At 74.1% G+C, this 17549-nt stretch carries 16 protein-coding genes; 5 read left to right on the top strand and 11 right to left on the bottom strand.

Annotated features, from left to right (window positions below; genetic code table 11):
• Positions 1-105 precede the first annotated feature (105 nt).
• The 6 genes from ABT171_RS06845 to ABT171_RS06820 are packed head-to-tail and all read right to left on the bottom strand — an operon-like array spanning position 106 to position 6007.
• A complete protein-coding gene (locus tag ABT171_RS06845) occupies positions 106-978 on the bottom strand; it encodes a hypothetical protein (RefSeq protein ID WP_351240585.1) in 873 nt (290 codons plus the stop codon).
• Positions 926-2017 carry a JAB N-terminal domain-containing protein gene (locus ABT171_RS06840; protein WP_351240583.1) on the bottom strand — a complete coding sequence of 364 codons (1092 nt, stop codon included), beginning with the start codon at positions 2015-2017 and terminating at the stop codon, positions 926-928. The genes ABT171_RS06845 and ABT171_RS06840 overlap by 53 nt, the downstream gene beginning before the upstream one ends.
• Positions 2010-3509, bottom strand: coding sequence for an effector-associated domain EAD1-containing protein (locus ABT171_RS06835; protein WP_351240581.1), 1500 nt, complete (start codon positions 3507-3509; stop codon positions 2010-2012). Before ABT171_RS06835 ends, ABT171_RS06840 begins: the two co-directional genes overlap by 8 nt.
• On the bottom strand, positions 3506-4519 hold the full coding sequence (locus ABT171_RS06830; RefSeq protein WP_351240579.1) for a HesA/MoeB/ThiF family protein: 1014 nt from the start codon (positions 4517-4519) through the stop codon (positions 3506-3508). Before ABT171_RS06830 ends, ABT171_RS06835 begins: the two co-directional genes overlap by 4 nt.
• Before the next feature lies 1 nt (position 4520).
• The gene (locus ABT171_RS06825) at positions 4521-5159 is read right to left on the bottom strand and encodes a hypothetical protein (protein ID WP_351240577.1); all 639 of its coding nucleotides are present in this window, start codon (positions 5157-5159) and stop codon (positions 4521-4523) included.
• Positions 5156-6007, bottom strand: a complete 852-nt coding sequence (locus ABT171_RS06820; RefSeq protein ID WP_351240575.1) for a CHAT domain-containing protein — start codon at positions 6005-6007, stop codon at positions 5156-5158. Before ABT171_RS06820 ends, ABT171_RS06825 begins: the two co-directional genes overlap by 4 nt.
• Before the next feature lie 204 nt (positions 6008-6211).
• Here ABT171_RS06820 and ABT171_RS06815 point away from each other — a divergent pair, with 204 nt between their 5' ends.
• The 5 genes from ABT171_RS06815 to ABT171_RS06795 all read left to right on the top strand — a co-directional run bounded on the left by ABT171_RS06815 (position 6212) and on the right by ABT171_RS06795 (position 12230).
• Positions 6212-7189: a protein kinase domain-containing protein gene (locus ABT171_RS06815; RefSeq protein WP_351240573.1), complete on the top strand. Its 978-nt coding sequence runs from the start codon at positions 6212-6214 to the stop codon at positions 7187-7189.
• Positions 7190-7202: 13 nt separating this feature from the next.
• The gene (locus tag ABT171_RS06810) at positions 7203-8279 is read left to right on the top strand and encodes a hypothetical protein (protein WP_351240571.1); all 1077 of its coding nucleotides are present in this window, start codon (positions 7203-7205) and stop codon (positions 8277-8279) included.
• Positions 8276-10453: a hypothetical protein gene (locus ABT171_RS06805; protein WP_351240569.1), complete on the top strand. Its 2178-nt coding sequence runs from the start codon at positions 8276-8278 to the stop codon at positions 10451-10453. The genes ABT171_RS06810 and ABT171_RS06805 overlap by 4 nt, the downstream gene beginning before the upstream one ends.
• A 68-nt stretch (positions 10454-10521) precedes the next feature.
• On the top strand, positions 10522-11697 hold the full coding sequence (locus ABT171_RS06800; protein WP_351240567.1) for a hypothetical protein: 1176 nt from the start codon (positions 10522-10524) through the stop codon (positions 11695-11697).
• Positions 11694-12230 carry a hypothetical protein gene (locus ABT171_RS06795; protein ID WP_351240565.1) on the top strand — a complete coding sequence of 179 codons (537 nt, stop codon included), beginning with the start codon at positions 11694-11696 and terminating at the stop codon, positions 12228-12230. The genes ABT171_RS06800 and ABT171_RS06795 overlap by 4 nt, the downstream gene beginning before the upstream one ends.
• A gap of 10 nt (positions 12231-12240) precedes the next feature.
• Here ABT171_RS06795 and ABT171_RS06790 read toward each other — a convergent pair whose 3' ends face one another.
• The 5 genes from ABT171_RS06790 to ABT171_RS06770 all read right to left on the bottom strand — a co-directional run bounded on the left by ABT171_RS06790 (position 12241) and on the right by ABT171_RS06770 (position 17521).
• A complete protein-coding gene (locus ABT171_RS06790; RefSeq protein WP_351240563.1) occupies positions 12241-13434 on the bottom strand; it encodes a sensor histidine kinase in 1194 nt (397 codons plus the stop codon).
• Positions 13435-13542: 108 nt separating this feature from the next.
• Positions 13543-15252 (bottom strand): sodium/solute symporter, encoded by a 1710-nt coding sequence (locus ABT171_RS06785; protein ID WP_351240561.1) that lies wholly within the window; start codon positions 15250-15252, stop codon positions 13543-13545.
• A 31-nt stretch (positions 15253-15283) separates the two neighbouring features.
• Positions 15284-15526 carry a hypothetical protein gene (locus tag ABT171_RS06780; RefSeq protein ID WP_351240559.1) on the bottom strand — a complete coding sequence of 81 codons (243 nt, stop codon included), beginning with the start codon at positions 15524-15526 and terminating at the stop codon, positions 15284-15286.
• Between the two features lie 251 nt (positions 15527-15777).
• Entirely contained in the window at positions 15778-16590 is an 813-nt protein-coding gene (locus tag ABT171_RS06775) for a LytR/AlgR family response regulator transcription factor (protein ID WP_351240557.1), read from the bottom strand.
• Between the two features lie 61 nt (positions 16591-16651).
• Positions 16652-17521 carry a carbohydrate ABC transporter permease gene (locus ABT171_RS06770; protein WP_351240555.1) on the bottom strand — a complete coding sequence of 290 codons (870 nt, stop codon included), beginning with the start codon at positions 17519-17521 and terminating at the stop codon, positions 16652-16654.
• Positions 17522-17549 lie beyond the last annotated feature (28 nt).

Raw genomic sequence — 17549 nt, 5'->3', positions numbered from 1 at the left:
ACCGGACCCGCAACAGCCCCCGGCCCGAGCACACCGGCCCGCCAGGCCAAGCCCACCAAGAGGCCACCGGACAAGCCACCACGGAAACACCGCGCACGGTCGTGGTCACGCGGAACTCCCCCCACTCGCTTCCAGCCGCTCCACCTGCCGGAACAGGCGTACGCCCGGCAGATACGCGGTGCCGATGCCGGTGCGGGCCCGCAGCAGCCGCTGGTGTGAGCGCTCCAGGCGGGCGAGGGCGGCCCACCAGTGGGCGACGGGGCGGGCGGCTGCCAGGTCGGGCGGCGCGGTCAGGCCGACGCGGGCCCGGTGTATCAGCGACAGGTGTGCCTCCGCGTGGCGCAGCAGGGCCGCCTCGTACACGTCGATCACCAGCTCCCGCTCGCTCATCCGGAGCTGGTCGAGCAGCCTGCCCCGCCACAGGGCCTGGGCCGGGGAGGCGGGGGCCTCGCAGTAGACGGTGGTGATCAGGCGGCGTCCTTGAGGGTGTGTCAGCAGGACGTCCTCCAGGAGGAGTTCGGCCTGGGTCTGGCCGACCGGGTCGGGCCGGTCGAGCAGGGCGGTGAGGGGGGAGGCGGCCCGCAGCCGGCCGGCCAGGACGGGGTCGGCGATGTGCGGCAGCGCGGGCGCGACCACCGCGTGGTGGGCGAGCACGTCCCACAGCGAGCGAGCGGGCGGCACCGCGCGGACCGTCTCGGCCGCGAGCTGGCCTTGAGCCCGTGCGCCGACCGCGGCGGCCAGCAGCAGGGCCCCGGCGCCGACCGGCCGCCGCTCGCGGGCCGCGAGGGCGTCCAGCCGCAGCCGGGCCGCCGACTGCGCCGCCAGCCGGACGACGGCCGCGCTGACGTCGGGCGGCGGCGCGGCCAGCTCCTGCGGGAGCGCCAGCTCGCCCTCGGGCGGCGCCGGACGCGTGGCCGCGCCGGCGTCAGCGGCCGTCGACCACAACAGCACGCGCAAGGCGGTATCGACCGCGGTCATCTTTCACCCACTGTTCGCATTCGCGCATCGAGTCGCCGGAGCGTGCGTAGAAGCGCAGCAGCCGCTCCTCGCTGGTGAGGTTGATCAGTCCGGCGACCTGCCAGGGCTGGCGGAACGTGCCGAGGTGCAGATCGACGTCGATGCTCGACAGGCCCGACTCGCTCCCGGAGAAGAGGTGCGTGTGGTACCAGCCCATGAGCTGCCGGTCCTGCCCGGCGGCGGTGATGCGCTGGTTCACCTCGCGGAAGGAGTCGCCGGTGAAGGTGAAGTGCAGCGCCCCGGCGCCCGCGTGCTCGGCCGGTGTGACCTCGGTGATCTCCACGAGATAGCGGTCGGCCGGCGCCTCGGCGGCGTCGTCCGCTCCCTCCCCGCGCTCCGGGCCGAGGACGCGCAGCACCCTGCCGAGCAGGAAGCCGCCCTCCTCCAGCCGGCGGGAGAGTTTCATCTCCTGCAGATGGCCGTGGATGTCGCCGGACAGCAGGACCGTCACCTGGCCGAGCCCGGCCGCGTCGATGCCCAGGTCCGCCGGGTGCACCCCGGGCACCGGCGGCTCGGCCACCTTGCGCACGGTGAAACTGCGCCTGCTCTCACGGAGGTTGAGGTCCATGGTGCCCTCGACCTCGGGGGTCGAGCGGCCGAGTGCCAGACCGCTCAGGGAGGGATGGTCGATGCAGAAGCCCCACACCTGTTCGTCGGCGTCGAGCTGCTGCACCACGTGCTGCAGGACCGGGCCGAGCAGTTCGCGCACCGGGTACTCGCGGTCGATGACGGTCTCCCCGCCCTGGGAGACGATCACCCCGAGGCGGCCGATCTGGCTGCGCAGGTTGTGGATCGTGCGCGGGCCGTCCACCAGCCGGGGATCCGGCCTGCGCACATACCGCAGATGCATGATCAGCGGCTCGTCGGGGTCGCCGTCGGGCAGGTCCCGGCGCAGCCCTTCGACCATCAGCGAGGACAGGGTCATCTTGCCGACCAGGTCGAAGGAGGTGCCCTTGTAGAGCAGCACCATGGCCGTGGCGGCGCGGTTCTCCTCACTCATCCGCGCTCTCCTCCACGCGCTGGACCTCAAGGAACCGGGAGCGGTCGGCCCGCTCGGTCAGGCCCGCCCGGGCCAGCCAGGTGGTGCCGCCGATCTCCTTGATGCGCTCCTGGCCGTCCCAGGAGAACGCCCAGGCGGCGGCGCCCGCGTCGAGGTACCCGCCGCGTTCGATGATGTCCTGCACGAGGCTGTCGAAGTCCCTGGCCATCCGGTAGTCGTGGGGCAGGATCTCGTAGTTGCGGTAGCGGGCCATGTCGATGAGCATCTGGCACAGCGAGTACATGCTCAGGTCGGGTGTGTAGTCCGTCATCAGCGGGCCGAGGCACACCGCGCCCTTGCGGTCCTCGTCGCGGGCGATGTTCGGGTGGAACACGTCGGAACGCCAGCGCACCAGCGGGGCCTGGATGGGGAACTCGGAGGGCATCCAGATGTCCAGCTCGTGCTGGTCGATGCGGCGGGGTTCGAGTGGCCAGGTCTCCAGGTCGTCGGGCGGGGCGAAGCCGGGGACGTGCAGCTCCACCCGGTACTCCATCGGCACCCGCTCGTCGTCCATGGCGACCAGCGTGAACTCGTCGTGGTCGGCGGCGAAGTCGGCGATGTCGTCGCGGGCCCGGACCAGGGCCTCGTAGCGCAGCAGGCCGTCGACGCCGGCCGTCGACTCGGCGGACATCTGCAGCTGGCCGCCGTCGCGCACCCCCTGGTTGTAGAGCGGCTGCTCGGGGTCGAGGCGCCGGGCCTCGCCGCTCTCGTCGCGGAAGTCGACGACGGCGCGGAGCAGATGACCGTTGGCGTCCTGGGCGACCTCCGGCCGGTACTGCGCCCAGACGGCGGGGACGAGGTCGCTCGGCAGGGTCGTGTTGGGCACGTAAGGGATCTCGAACTGCTGGCCGTCGGGGCCCATGACCTCCAGGCGGGTGTACAGGGTCGGGCGGAAGTCGTACTCGCCGTAGAGCACCTCCACCTCGGGTGCGATGCGCGCGGCCCGCTCGCGCAGCCGGTCCAGCAGGTCCGGGAGCATCGCGGCGACCCGGTAGGCGGCCTGCCGGTGGCCGGCGTACAGCTGGACGGCGTCGGCGTCGATCAGCTCGCGCACCAGTCTGAGCAGTTCGGGGTAGGCGTCGCTGCCGACGAACTCCACCGTCCGGTACAGCGTGTCGGCGTTCCCGGTGGTGCCGCCCTGCTCGCGGTCCTCCTCCTCCAGGAAGGCTCGGATCTTCTGCAGGGCCTGGTTGCCCGGCCAGCGGGCGAGCACCGTCTCCACCAGCTGCTGGACACCTTCGCGCTGTACGGCGCCCAGCTCCAGCGCACGCACCACCTGCCGCCAGTAGGCGCCGACCTCCTGGCCCGCGTCCCAGCGCGGCCGGGCCTGCTGCGGGAAGTCCATGTCGTCCAGGACTTCCTCGGCCTCGGTCTGGGTGCGGTAGAGCTCGCCCAGCAGGTTGACCAGTTCGCGTTTGATCTCGGAGGGCAGCTTGCCCGCTTGGTAGGTCATCGGGGTGTTCCTTTCCCGTCGGCCCCGGCCAGTTCCAGGTAGCGGATTCCGCGGGTGCGGCCGGCGTGGAGGACCGGCAGGATCTCGCGCGGCGCCACGCCGAGTTCGGCGAGCCGGGCACGCGGGGGCGCGTCGGCGAGCCGGGTGGACTCGCGCGGGGGCGGGGAGCCGGGCAGCGGCGCCCAGGTCATCACGGTCTCCTCGGGGGCCAGATGGCCGGTCAGGTCGGCCGGGGTGGACAGCACCGTGTCCGGGACAGGAGCCACCAGGTCGGCGGGGATACGGCGGTGCAGGGGGCAGTCGGGGTCACGGGGCACGGTCACCGGGTTCGCCGTACCGCCGGCGGCGTCCACCCGGATCACGCCCGGGGCGGTGGCGGCACCGCACAGCAGCCGTACCGCCGTCACCGCCAGCCAGGAGCCGATCAGCGCGGACACGGGTGCCGAGGCGCCGGCCTCGGGTACGACGGCGTCGGCGCAGGCCCACGGGTCGTCCTGGGCGGCGCGGTCCCGGGGGGTGAGGCCGCAGCCGAAGCAGGGCCCGGACGGTTCGTACAGCCGTATCTCACCGCCCCAGGCGCTGGTGCCGCCGTCCAGCAGCGCGGCGCCCACCAGGTGGCAGCGGCCGGCGAGCTGGAGCCGGGCCGCCAGGCTGTCCAGGCAGCTGACGACCAGCGAGGCGTCCCGCAGTTCGGCCAGTCCCACCCCGCTGACCAGGGGGGCGGTGCGGGCCTCGGCCCGGGTCACCGGGGACAGTTCGGCGAGCCTGCGGGCCGCGACGGTCGCCTTGGGCCTGCCGATGTCGGCGGCGCGGAACAGCGGGGCGCGGCTGAGGTTTGACTCCGAGACCTCGTCGGGGTCGCACAGCACCAGGCGGCCGACGCCGGCCAGGGCGAGCGCCTGGGCGCACTGGCTGCCCAGGGCGCCCACTCCGCACACCACGACGGTGGCCTCGGCCAGCCGCTGCTGGTCCCAGCCGGCGATGAGGGTGTGGCGGTCGAAGCGTCCCATGTCAGTTCCGCCTCAGGTTGCGGAAGTTCATGGGGCACTGCTGGACGGTCAGTTCGCTGCGCCACTGCTCGAAGCAGCCGAGGCCGCGCGCCGGGTCCTGGTGGACGGCCTTGCGGCAGCCGGGATCCTCGGGCGAGCAGGGACAGACGACGACCGTCTCGAACAGCCGGAAGGTGTGGGTGCACACGAAGCAGGCGTTGCGCTGCCGCGCCTGCCCGAGCACCGGGTCGCCGGGCATCAGCCGTACGGTGTGCAGGGTGTCGGGCCGGGGGTCGGTGGTGTCGACGCCGCGGAAGAAGGCGGCCTGCGCCCCGGAGTCGGACGGGGCGGCGGGCGGGACCTCGCCGCTGCAGGGCAGGTTGCGCAGGTGGTGGGTGACGTCGGTCAGTCTGCCGTCCTCGGCGTGGCGCAGATAGACGGTGTCGTCCAGCCGGAAGGTGTGGCCGCACACCCGGCAGGGGGCGCGGCGCGCGGAGCCGGGCCGCCGCCAGGTGCCGAGCCAGCGCGAGTCCACGGTGGTGGCGGCCGGGCCGTCGGCGCCGGCGACCTCCGGGTTGTCGCCGCGCTGCAGCCCGCGGTCGAAGGCGCTGGCGACGTCGGCCGGGGCGGAGGTGGCGGGACGCGTGCCGGGCGTCGTCATGCCGCGCGGCTCCTTCGGGAGCGGTGGTGCAGCTCGTCCGGGTCGTGGCCGTTGAGCAGGAGGGCCGCGCGGGCGGCCGCGCAGGCCCGGTCCACGTCGGTGGAGTGGGCCAGGGATGCGTAGAAGCCCCCGGCGAAGGCGAGGGCGGCGGCGTCGGGGAGTTCGCCGCTGGTGCCCACGACGGTGGCGGCGCAGTCGAGCAGGCCGTCCGCGTACGGCGCCGACCAGCAGGAGTTGAGGACGACGCAGTCGAGCGGCGCGTACAGGGCGAGGGCCGCGGCGAGTGCCCGTACCGGGACCGGGGCGGAGGTGCCCGTCTCGTCCTCGAAGAGCAGCCGGCCGTCGTCCGTGCCGTGCCCGGCGAAGTGCACGATGTGCGGCCGGACCGCCTGGAGCTGGGGCAGGACGTCGGACACCCGGGCCGCCGGGTGGGCCTCCACCGTCAGCCGGCCGGCGGAGCGGGCCGCCGCCTCCCGGATGACGCGCTGTTCGGCGCCGATGCGCAGCCTGGCCTCGTCGAGCGGCGCGGACATCAGGCACAGGACCCGCAGTGCCGTCGCGCTGCTCCGGCCGGCCAGCGCGGCGAGGCCCTGGTGTCCGGGGTACCGGGCCGCCGCCGCGGTGACGAGGCCGCCGGGCGTGACGCCTTCGAAGCGGCCCTGGTCGACGGTCCGGCAGACCGTGCGCCACCAGGAGGCGGCGGGCAGCTGGGCGAACGGCGGCAGCAGGGCGGGGCTGATTCCGAGGTCTTCGAGAAAAGCGTGACTGCTGGGTGCGTCCGGAAATAATTCGCCCAGTGTTTCGAATGCGCCGGCATCGCGCAGCTGTGTCCATGTCGGACTGGCCATGTGTTCGTCCCCCGAGCCAACTACCGTCACGTATCGGGCCGTTGGTGAGAAGGGTACGCGCAGTGACGCCCGGTGGGTGTAGTTTCGGATTCCGCAGCACACTTATCGGGGGCGGGTTTGATCGAGCGTCTGGAAATGATCACCTGTGGTGGCCGCGACACCGGAAAATCGATCTTCGAGATCGATTTCGATCGCCAGGGAGAAATGTCCCGGGACGGGTTCCGGGAGCGCCACGGTCTGCTGGTGCACGGCGGCGGCGAGCGGGTCGTACAGCGCATCGCCCATACCGACGCGGCGCGCCGGGAGCTGGAACGGACCGTCAGGACGGCCGATGTGCTGGTGCGCCGGCTCGGCATCACCAGCTACCCGCCCGAACTCAGCCGCGTCATCGGCTACCGCCCGGACGGCCGGGCGCCCTACCTGGTCGCCACCCGGCGCGGGCGCCCCCTGTCCGAGACAGCCGACCGGTTACCGCTGGAGGCAGGCCAGTTGTGGGCCGTCGTGGACGGCGTCCTCGCGGTGCTCCGGCACCTGAACGACCTGCGTCTGGTGCACCGGGACATCCGGCCCGAGACCCTGTGGTGGGACGGGACCACGGTGCAGCTGGCCGACTTCGGTCTCACCGTGGACGAGGGCGAGCCCCGCGGTGCGGCGGCGGGCACCGACCCCTGGCGGTCTCCGGAACAGGCCAAGGGCCAGGGCCGGGCCGACTGCCGGGACGACGTCTACTCCGCCGGCGCCGTCTTCTTCCACCTCGCCACCGGCGAGGAGGCCACCACGGCGGCGGACATGCGCGACCGGGTGCGCTGGCTCGACGCCGGCCAGCGCACCCTGCTGGAGGGGGTCTTCACCGAGGAGGCGCGCCAGCGCGTCAGCGCCTACACGCTGCGGCTGCGGCGCGACACCCAGGCGGGCCGCAGCACCGGCCCTGGCCCGGGCCCGTCCGGCCCGCCCCGGCTCGCCGAGGTCGAACAGCAGGCCCGCCAGCACTTCCACGAGCTGCGCGCCCGGCAGCACGCCTTCAACCAGCGGCAGCACGGACAGCCGTACCCGCAGCCGCCCGCCGCTCCCCCGCGCCTGGGCACGGTCAGGTCCTTGCTGGCCAGGCGGGCCGTCGTCCTGTCCGTCGCCGCGGCCGTGCTGGTCCTCGGCGTGCTGATCGCCGTCCTGGCGCTGGCCTGAGGGGAGGAGTGACATGGCAGCAAAGGTGAGGTGCCCCATCTGCCTCAGCATGGTCGACTGGGCGAGGGCCGAGACCGTGACCCTCACCGCGGACGGCCGGCCCGAACCGCTCGCCCCGGTCGAGGGCGAGGACGACGTACTCGGGAACCACCGCCGTCTCGACGCCTACCGGCTGTGCACCGGCGGCGGTGAGCCGCACGTCCTGCCCGGCCGCTACGGCGACTTCGGCGAGCCCCTGGTCATCGGGGTGGTCGGCGAGTCCGCGGCCGGCAAGAGCCATCTGCTCGCGGCCATGCTCGGCATGCTCTCCGACGTCGACCGGATGGCCCGCCTCGGCCTGGTCGTCGGCGGGCTCGACCTGAAACTGCACCAGCGCTATCTGAAGGACGTCGTCCGGCCCTTCCTCGACCAGGGCCAGGGCCTGGCCGGAACCCCCGCCCAGCCGCCGGAGTTCACCGACGCCCTGTGGATCCACAACAGCAGGACCGACCGCAACTTCGCCGTCGCCTTCTTCGACGTCTCCGGCGAGTGGCTCGCCGACCACGACGCCGAGGTGCCGTTCCTGGGCGCGGTCAGCGCGCTGGTCTTCGTGGTCGACCCGACCCGTATCCGCGGGCTGACCGCCGCCACCGGCAGTGTCACCGGCGACCCGTCCTTCGGTGTCGTCCTCGACAAGATCGGACGGCTGCACGGGGTGGACGGCGCCCAGTTCCTGCCGCTGCCGGCCGCCGTCGTGGTCGGCAAGTGCGATCTGCTGCGCCACCACGAGCCCCTCGTCGACCGCTGGTTCCAGAACACCTCCCCCGACGAGGAGCTGCAGCTCGCCACCGTGGAGCAGGAGAGCGAGGACGCCTACGCCTTCCTCAGCTCCCGCGGCGCCGCCGGCTGGCTCGCCCCCTTCGTGCGCTGCGCCCGCTCCACGCTGCACTTCGCCACCGCGACCGGCCACAAGGCGGTCGAGGCGGACGGCGTCCAGCGCTCCCCGCACGGGAGTTTCGCGCCGCGCCGGACCCTCAAGCCCATGCTCGCCCTCTTCGCCATGTGCGGGGTCCTCGACCCCCACGCCCTCGGCCAGGGAGCTGTCCGATGACGACGGTCGACCAGATCCTCTTCGGCTGGGCCGAACGGGACCACGAAGGCAACGCCGGGGTCCGCCCGGTCGCGCACTCCGGGCTGCGCACCCTCGACCGCTGGGCCAAGCGGCTCCAGTACGTCTGGGCCACCCAGGACGGCCAGGGCGAGCTGCCGGAGGACTCGGCCAGCCTCGTCCACCTGGTCTTCGACGACGAGGCGGCCGTCCTGCGCAAGCTGCCCTCCCGCAATCCGCACGGCCGGGGCGGCGCCACGCTGACCCACGTCCTGGTCGGCGACCCGCGCGCCATCGACGCCGGGCTCGCCCTGGGACTCCACGACTGGCCGGGCTGGCGGGACCGCGAGCCGGACGGCACCGGCGCGGACCTCGCCGCGCTCGACCTCGACGACCTCAGGGAGGCGGCGCGGCCCGGGCTGGCCGCGCTGCGCGAGCGGGTCGCCGAGGTCCCGGCCGAGCAGCTCACCGCGCTCGTCGCCCGGGTGCTGGCCGAGCCCGCGGAGGACTTCAGCGTCCTCATCCGGCCGCAGCTCGCCCTGCCGACCATGACGGCCCTGTCCGACATCGCCGGACCGGTCCCCGGCCGGCCCTGGACCTTCGCGAGCCGGGAGTCCACCGACAAGGGCGGCCACCAGCCCCGGGTGGTGTTCCTCGCCGCCCGCCCGCCCCAGTCGATGTACATCAACCAGCGCCGGCGCGTCGATGTGACCGAGCCCCCGCCGGACACGGACACCACCCGGTTCGCCGCCCAGCTGGTGGAGCTGTACCGGGAGGACGGACACGCGGCGCTGGAGCGGATCCGCCCGCGGCACCCGCTGCACACCGCGCAGGACGTGGACGCCTGGCGACGGACGGTGCCGATCGTGGACGGCCGGATCGCCGACCCCCGGGTGCGGCTGGATGTCTTCCTCGACGACGCCCTGCTGGAGCGGGCCGCCGCGCGCGGGGCCCTGGCCCAGGAGCGCGTGCGCCTCGCGGGTGAGTTGCGCAAGCAGCCCGCGGAGTGGCTCAGCACGGCGCTGCACCGCTGGCACCGCCCGGAGCGGCGGGCGTCGCTCCACCCCGATCTGCGGCAGCTGCTGATGGCCGAGGCCGTCGAGGCCTGCCTCGCCGGGCAGGCGCCCGAGGTGCTGCTGCAGGCGACGCGGTCCGCGGAACCCGCGGCCGCGCTGGTGACCGGCGTCTTCTTCCGGCAGCTGCCGCACGAGGGCCTGGACCTGCGCCGGGCGGCGGACTGGCGGCTGCTGGTCGTGGCCCTGTACCTCGGCATGCCCGCAGCCTCGTTGGAGCGCTCCGGCCTGCTCGCTCCCAGCCCGGCGGAGGAACTGATGGACCTCGTCAGGCAGTACGCCGAGCGGTTCCCGGACGCGATGCGCGTGGTGCTGCGCCATCTCGCCGACGCCGGGCACAGCCCCCGCACCGCACGGCTGTGGTACGACCGCGATCTGCTGCTCGACGCGGTCGACCGCATCGCCGCCGGCGACCGCGCGAGCGAGGTCTACTGCTTCCGCCAGCTGCTGATCGCCGCGTACGGCCCCGGGCTGGGCCGCGCGGACGCCGACGTACTGGTCCAACGCGCCGGTGCCCAGGCGCCGCTGGGCCTGTACGCCGCCGCGCTGGAACTCGCCGCGGACGACGGGGCCGGGCAGCGGATCCGGTACGAGCTGTCGGAGCAGTTCCTCCGCGCCGAGGGCTACTCCGGCCCCGGCACGGGAGCCCGGTACGCGTCCCGGCCGGGCGGACCGGTGCTCGGCGGCAGGACGACCGCGCCGGCCGGGCCCGGTGCGCAGCCGGACTACGGCACCGCCGGCCCGGTCCCGTCCGCACCGGGCCGTCCCCGGCAGGATCCGTCCGCGGCGGGTGCGGGCCCGTACCCGTCCTCCCCCTCTCCCTCCCCCACCCGCGCGCACACCGAGTGGGCGCATCCGGCCGTCCCGGGCCCGCCCCGGCCGTCCGTGCCCGCCGCCGGCCCGCGGGACCACCACGCCCAGGGAGTCGTCCCCGACCCCGCGCAGTGGGACCACCCGGCCCCGCCGCAGGAGCCGCCCGCCCGCCGAAGGCGGGGGCTCGGGGGCCTCGGTCAACTCGACGGGGTGACCGTGATCTTCGTGTCGGTGCTGCTCCTCGTCCTGTTCGGCACGTTCGCCGCGATCCTGCTGACCTCCGTGCCCTGACATCGGACACATCCGCCGCCCCTCCCCCTCTCCCCACCCCGACCGCCGGACGACACGAATGACGCCGCATGACATCGACTGAAGAGGCAACACCGCCGAGCCCCGGGCCGGTCCCCGCGCAACGCACCGGTCCCGGTTCGGAACTCGACGGCATCGCCGGGCGGATCCGCGCCCTGGCGGACCGTGCCCGCACCGACGGCTCCGACACCCGGGTGCTCGACCGCGTCGCCGCCGACCTGGAACGCGGCGGCACCACCCTCGCCGGCACCGATCTGGTCACCGCCTACCCGCCCGAGGTGCTGCTCCCGGACGCGCCGTCGAAGGGCCGCGGCACGCTGGAGGGCTGGCTCGGCGTCGCCCGCGACGTGCTGGTGTTCGCGCCCATCGCGCTCACCTGGTGGCGGCTGCGCGGCGCCCTGGACGCCTACGACGCGACCCGCAGCCAGGACCCCTTCCTGCTCGGCTGGGCCCGCGGCTTCCCGCAGGGCCGGCCGCCCGAGCCGACCACCGTGACCCTGGGCACGTCCGCGCTGCACGTCACCCTGCTCATCCTGGCCGTGGTGCTGCTGACCCTGGTGCTGCACGCCCTGCAGCGCAGCCGGGAGCGGCGGCTGTCCCGTGAGGCGGAGCGCGGGCGGCTCGCGCACGAGCTGGCCCTGGCCACGTTCCTGCTCGCCACGCCCGCGCGGCCGGCCGGCAAGCCGCTGGACAGCCGGAGCGCGGAGAAGCTCGCCTCCCAGCTCAACGCCGGTACGGAAGCACTGCAACTGGCGTTGCACCGGACCTCCCAGGAGATCACGGCCGCACTGGAGACCGGGCCGGGCAGCAGGATCCAGAGCGCCCTGGACGGCTGGACGAAGACGGTCGACGAACTGACCCGGCTGATCCGGGGGCTCACCCCGCCCAGCCGGCTGGCCCAGGACCTGATCCGGATCCGGGAGCAGAACGCCGAGGACGAGGCGAAACTGCGCGCCGCCATCGAGACGCTCGTCGGCGACCTGCGGCGTGCGCAGGAGGCGACCGGGCAGGAGATCCACCGGCACGACCTCGCGGTCGCCGCGGTACGGGACCTGGCCCGCAGCCTCGGGGAGACGCTGCTGGTCTTCACCGAGCGGGCGGAGAACCTGGTGGACTCCACCCGGAGCATCTGGCAGCTCGTCGACCGCCTGGAACGCCGCTACGGGGGTATTCCGTCCGACGGCCGGGACAACGCCGACCCGCCGCCGTACCGGGGTGGGCCATGAGCCCCCGCCCGCCGCAGGGGGCCGCCGGCGGGCGCACCATGCTGCTCGCCGGGTGGCTCTTCGCCGATCTGCTCCTGCTGCTGCTCGTGATCGCGCTCGGTTCGCTGCCGCGTGAGCACCGCACGGGCGCGACGCCGAAGCCCGGCACACCGTCCAGCCCGCCGCCGAGCACCCAGCCGGCGGAGCGCGGGCTGGTGCTCAAGCCGTGCAGCTTCACCGTGCGGACGGGCAGCGCCGGGTCCGTCCGCAAGCAGTTCGGCGCGCAGCTGCGCGGGGCCGGTGTGGCGGACCGTACGGCGGGTTTCGTGCTCTCCTTCGGTACGGCGCCGGATCCGGGGCCGGGACAGGAGGCCGCCGACAGGGTCAACTCGATGATCACCGGCGGGTTTTCGCACTTCAAGCACGCGCCCAAGCGGGGCTACTGGAAGGGCGGCCCGTCCGGCAAGGTCAGGATCGACGTCTTCTTCCTCGCCACGCACGACGGCGACACCTCGTTCCCGAAGGGGTGTCACTCCTCGGACGACGACAGCTGACCGGCCCCGGTCAGGACGGTGGCGCCGGGGCCTGGACGCCCGGGCGGAACTTCGGGAGGCGGAGGGTGATCTTCGTGCCCGCGCCGACTCCCGTCTCGATGACGAGGCCGTGCTCGTCGCCGTAGACCTCGCGCAGCCGGCGGTCGACGTTGCTCAGACCGATGCCGGTGGCGGGTCCGGCCGTGCCGCGCAGGATCGCGCGCAGGCGTTCCGGCTCCATGCCGACGCCGTTGTCCTCGATGACGACCCGGGCCTCGGTGCCCTCGTCCTCGGCGGTGATCGTGACGCTGCTGCGCTCCACGGCCTCCTCCAGGCCGTGTTTGAGGGCGTTCTCGACGAGGGGTTGCAGACAGAGGAACGGCAGGGTCACCGGAAGCACCTCGGGGGCGATGCGCAGGGTGACCTTCAGGCGGCGGCCGAAGCGGGCGCGGGCCAGTTCCAGGTACTGCTCGATGGCGCGCAACTCCTCGGCGAGGGTGGTGAAGTCGCCGCCCCGGCGGAAGGAGTAGCGGGTGAAGTCGGCGAATTCCTGGAGGAGTTCACGCGCGCGTTCGGGGTCGGTGCGGACGAAGGAGGCGATGCTCGCGAGGGAGTTGTAGACGAAGTGCGGGGAGATCTGGGCGCGCAGGGCCCGGACCTCGGCCGCGTGGGCACCGGCGCGGGCCCGGTCGAGGCCGGCGAGTTCGAGTTCCAGCGAGAGCCGGTGCGCCGCCTCCTCGGCGGCCCGGAGCAGAGCGGTGGACTCGGCGTCGGCGAGCACGGCGAGGGCGCCGGGGACACCGCCGTCGGCCGTGAGCGGCACCAGGGCGCCCCAGCGGACGGGGCAGCCGGCGGCGTGGCAGGGCAGGGGGAAGGCCCGGACGCGCGCCGGGTGGGCGAGCTGTTCCGCGATCTGCGGGCGGTGGTGCTCGGCGGCGCCGTCCCAGGCGAGCACCGAGGCGCCGTCGGTGAGAGCGAGGGCGGGGGTGCCGAGCAGGGGGCGCAGCCTGCGGGCCGCCTTGCGGGCGGTGTCCGGGGTCAGTCCGGCGCGCAGGGGGGCCGCGGCGCGTGCGGCGGTGTGCAGCGCGTGGGCGAGGGCGCGCGTCCCGTCGTGGTCGGCCGAGTGCTCCTGCTGCCGGCGCGCCGCACCGTGCCCGAGGGCGACGCCGAGCACGAACAACGCGAGCCCGGCCAGAGCGAGGGCGGCGGTGCCGAGGACGGTCATGGGTGCCGCGGCGTCGGGGCGTCGGGACGGACGGGACCGCTTCGGTCCGGGTGACGGAAGCGCACGACATGGGTGAACACGACAGCTCCTCGGTCAGGTCCTGGCCGGTCAGGGGCGGGGGGTGGGCGGGGGTTCGGGGAGGTGCAGGCGGGCCATGGCGACCGCGGTGCCGGGTGGGACGCGGTCGCGGGTGGCCAGGGAGATCAGGACCATCGCCGTGAAGCCGACGGGGACGGACCACACCGCGGGCCAGGCGAGCAGGGTGTGCAGCCGGCCCGAGCGGGTGCCGCCGGCGATGGTGGCGGTCACCGCGGCGAGCGCCGAGCCGCCGCCGAGGAGCAGCCCGGCGATCGCGCCCGGCGGGGTCAGGCCGCGCCACCAGATGCCCAGGACGAGCAGCGGGCAGAAGGAGGAGGCCGAGACGGCGAAGGCGAGGCCGACCGCGTCGGCCACGGGCAGGTCGCTGACCGCGGCGGCCGCGGCGGTCGGCACCGCGATGGCGGGCAGGGTGGCGAGCCGGAAGCGCCGGACGCCGAGCGCGGGCAGGACGTCCTGGGCGAGGACGCCCGCGACGGACATGGCGAGTCCGGAGGCCGTGGACAGGAACGCCGCGCACGCGCCGCCCGCGACGAGCGCGCCCAGCAGCTCCCCCGCGACGCCGCCGACCAGCCGCTGCGGCAGGACCAGGACCGCGGCGTCGGTGTCGCCGGTGAGCAGTAGGTCGGGGGCGTACAGCCGGCCGAGCATGCCGTACAGGGGGATCAGGAGGTAGAACGCGCCGAGCAGCGCGAGCACGCTCACCGTCGTGCGGCGGGCGGCGTGGCCGTCGGGGTTGGTGTAGAAGCGGACCACGACGTGCGGCAGGCCCATGGTGCCGAGGAAGGTGGCGAGGATCAGTCCGTAGGTGGCGTACAGGCCGTGCTGCTCGCGGTCCGAGGACAGCGGCTTGGCCCAGCTGGAGGGTGCGGTGCGGCCGGGCAGGGGGACGCGGGCGCCGGCCGGGAAGCGCAGGGCGGTGTCCGCGCCGATCCGGTGGCGGCCCGCGTCGAGCCGCAGCGAACTCCCATGCACCGCACGGCCGTCGACGGTTCCGGAGGCGGTGACGCGGACCGGATCGGGCACGGTGAGGGTGAGCGGTCCCTCGGCGCGCACCTCGGTGGAGCGGTGGAAGACGGGCCGGTCGTCCCAGGCCGGGGCGGGAGTGTGGTCGGCGCGCCAGGCGAGCAGCAGGAACACCACCGGCACCAGCAGGGCGGTGAGTTTCAGCCAGTACTGGAAGGCCTGGACGAAGGTGATGCTGCGCATCCCGCCGGCGGCGACGGCCACGGTCACCACGGCGGCGACGACCAGCCCGCCGAGCCAGCCGGGGGCGCCGGTGAGCAGCCGGAGGGTGAGGCCGGCGCCGCGCAGCTGGGGCAGCAGATACAGCCAGCCGATGCCGACGACCAGCACTCCGGCGATCCGGCGCACCGCCCGGGACTGGAGCCGGGCCTCGGCGAAGTCGGGGAGGGTGTAGGCGCCGGAGCGGCGCAGCGGGGCGGCGACGAAGGCCAGCAGCACCAGGAAGCCGGCGGTGTAGCCGATGGGGAACCACAGCATGTCGACGCCCTGGGCGAGGACGAGTCCGGCGACGCCGAGGAAGGAGGCGGCGGACAGGTACTCACCGCTGACCGCGAAGGCGTTGAGGCTCGGGGCGACGGTGCGGGAGGCGACGTAGAAGTCGGAGGTGGTGCGGGACACGCGCAGGCCGAGCGCGCCGACGAGGACGGTGGCGAGGGTCACGGCCGTGACGCCCACGATGCCGTACGTCTGGTTCACCGGCCGGCCCCGGCGGATGGTCGGCGCATGATCAGGGGCGTTCCGCGGGGGCGGCGGCCGGGTCGGTCTCGTTGGCCTCGGCGCGGCGGACGTACCAGGCGCCGATGGCCAGCAGCGCGGGGTAGGGCGCCACGCCCAGCAGGAGCCAGACGGCGAGGGGGGCGCGGGGTGATGCGCCGGCGAGGGGCAGGACGCGCAGGAGTGCGGGGAGCAGGCCGAGCAGGACGGCGAGGAGGGCGGTGGCCGTCAGGGCCGCCCGCAGCTGACGGCGCATCAACTGGCATACCCGGGGCTCCGGCGGGAGCGGCGGCAGGGGCTCCGGGCGCGCCGCGGTCGTACCTGCCGAGGCGCGTGGCCGGCCGGTGACCACCTCTCTGCGAGGGACGGACTCCGCACCCATGCCGCACTCCCCGACGCCGCGGTGATCACCTTGTGCTGCGCCGAGTGTACGCAGCGGAATCCCCTGGAGACAGCCGGCGGACGGCGATCGCCACACGTCCGTCACCCGGGGACCGCGCCGGCTGCTCAACGGGCCCGGCCGGTCACGTGCCTGGCCAGCAGGTCCCGCAGCTCCCGGGCGTTGCGCCGGCTCACGGCGAGGACGCGGTCGCCGATCCGTACGGTCACGTTGCCGCCGTCCAGGCGGAGTTCCTCGATGCGGCCGAGTGCGACGAGCCGGCTGCGGTGGATGCGCACGAAGCCGCGGACGCGCCACTGTTCCTCCAGGGTGGACAGCGCGACGCGCACCAGGTGGCTGCCGTGCGGGGTGTGCAGCCGTGCGTAGTCGCCCTGGGCCTCGACATGGGTGATGTCGGCGATGGGCACGAACCGGGTCACCCCGCCCAGTTCCACGGGGACGTGGTCGCCGAAGGCGGGCCCCGGCTCCGGCACGGCCTCGGCGGGTGCGGCCGGCCGGGGGCCCTGGCCGGCCCGGACCAGTTCGGCGACCCGGCGTACGGCCTCGGCGAAGCGCTCCTCGCGGAGCGGCTTGAGGAGGTAGTCGACGGCCTTGAGGTCGAAGGCGCGGACCGCGAAGCCGTCGTGCGCGGTGACGAAGACGACCAGCGGCGGCGCGCTGAACCGGCCGAGCAGGCGGGCGAGTTCGAGGCCGTCGAGTCCCGGCATGTTGATGTCGAGGAAGACGACGTCGACGGCCTGGGCCCCGGCCGGCCCGTCCTCCGCGGCCCGGCCCAGCCGGCGCAGGGCCTCGGTGGGCCCTGCCGCGGGCACCACCGTGCCGACCCGCGGATCGCGCCCCAGGAGGTACAGCAGTTCCTCCAGCGCGGGCTCCTCGTCGTCCACGGCCAGCACGCTCAGGGCCACGTCGCTCGCGCTCATCTCCGTCGGCTCCCTCCCCCTCTGCTTGGGCCCTCTGCTTGGGCCCTCTGACGTGAGCCCGCTACTTGAGGCCGCTGAGCATGACACCACGGATGTAGTACTTCTGCAGCAGCAGGAACAGCACCAGGACCGGCAGGGTGCTCAGGACCAGGCCGGCCATGACGACGGGCATCGTGCGGGCCGGGTCGACGTGGTCCCGCAGCAGCTGGATGCCGACGGGCAGCGTCATCACGTCCGGGTTCGCGGTCGAGACGAGCAGCGCCCAGATGTACTCGTTCCAGGCGTCGACGAAGGTCAGCAGCCCGAGCGTGAGCAGGACCGGGGTGGTCTGCGGCACCACGATCCGCCACCATACGGTGAACTCCCCGGCCCCGTCGATGCGCGCGGCCTCCAGTACCTCGTCCGGGATCGAGAGCATGAACTGGCGGGTGAGGAAGATCCCGAAGCTGCTCACGAGGAACGGCATGGCGAGCGCCACGATGCTGACGGTCAGGCCCGCGCCGCCACGCCCGGACAGGTCGTTGCCGCCGGCCAGCGGCCAGTGCACCAGGATCAGGAAGTGCGGGATGAAGAACAGGAACGGGGGGAACATCATCGTCGACAGGACGAGACGGAAGACGAAGTCCCGGCCGGGGAAGCGGAGTTTGGCCAGCGCATAGCCGGCGAGTGACGAGGTGAGCAGGACCGATCCGGTGATCAGGGCGGTGGCGACGACGCTGTTGCGGAACAGCACCGGCAGGTCGAGCTGGTGGACGGCCGCCCGGTAGTTGGACAGGTCGAACGCCTCGGGCAGAAAGCGGTACGGCAGCCTGCCGGCCTCGCCGGGCCCCTTGAAGGACGTCATCACCATGTCGAGGAACGGCACCACCGTCAGCACGGCGCCGGTCACGACCACCAGGTACGACAGCCACGGGAAACGGCGGCGCCTCATCCGTCCTCCCCCTCTCGTCCGTCCTCTC

Origin of the sequence: Streptomyces sp. NPDC001851 (genome assembly GCF_040297165.1) — a bacterium.
Classification (GTDB): domain Bacteria; phylum Actinomycetota; class Actinomycetes; order Streptomycetales; family Streptomycetaceae; genus Streptomyces.
This window is presented reverse-complemented; position numbering and strand designations above follow the sequence as displayed.